The sequence below is a fragment of the Halorubrum sp. SP3 genome (genome assembly GCF_005435195.1).
Classification (GTDB): Archaea; Halobacteriota; Halobacteria; order Halobacteriales; family Haloferacaceae; genus Halorubrum; species Halorubrum sodomense.
Map to the genome: position 1 here is coordinate 1 of NZ_SGTU01000404.1, position 429 is coordinate 429.

The 429-nt window shown below is 52.9% G+C and carries 1 protein-coding gene; it reads left to right on the top strand.

Translation table 11 applies throughout. The annotated features are described in order from the left end of the window. Positions 1-429 (top strand): hypothetical protein (locus tag EXE42_RS19010; protein WP_158293784.1); only part of this gene is annotated, 429 nt, incomplete at both ends.

Below are 429 nucleotides of genomic sequence, written 5' to 3' on the forward strand. Positions count from 1 at the left end.
TGCGAAGGAGAACCACTGCGAACATAATAGCGGGCAGCTCCTGCTTGGCGAGAAAATATCGATGACATGGTTTGCTGCCGATGACTTGGAAGAAAACGCTTCAGAGCAGCGCCGACAACTCTTCCAACGGATATGGCGGATCGACAGAGGGCAAGATATTGACCCCAGCGATCCCTCGCTCGGCGACGACCTCGATGACTATGCGGATAGCTCAGTTAACACCGAGATTGTCTCGAGCTTTGCTCGATACAAGCACCGTCTAGCGGATACATGCCTCCAGCAGTTGGAGGTTCCAGAATGGGTCCGTAATCACGTCCTCTATCTGATCCACAATCGTGATCTCGTAGAGTTCAACCGATACGGGGGTATCAACGGGGCAATTGTCGGCTTCACAATAGAAGCGTTGGCAGAGTTCCGCAGTCTGGGCTT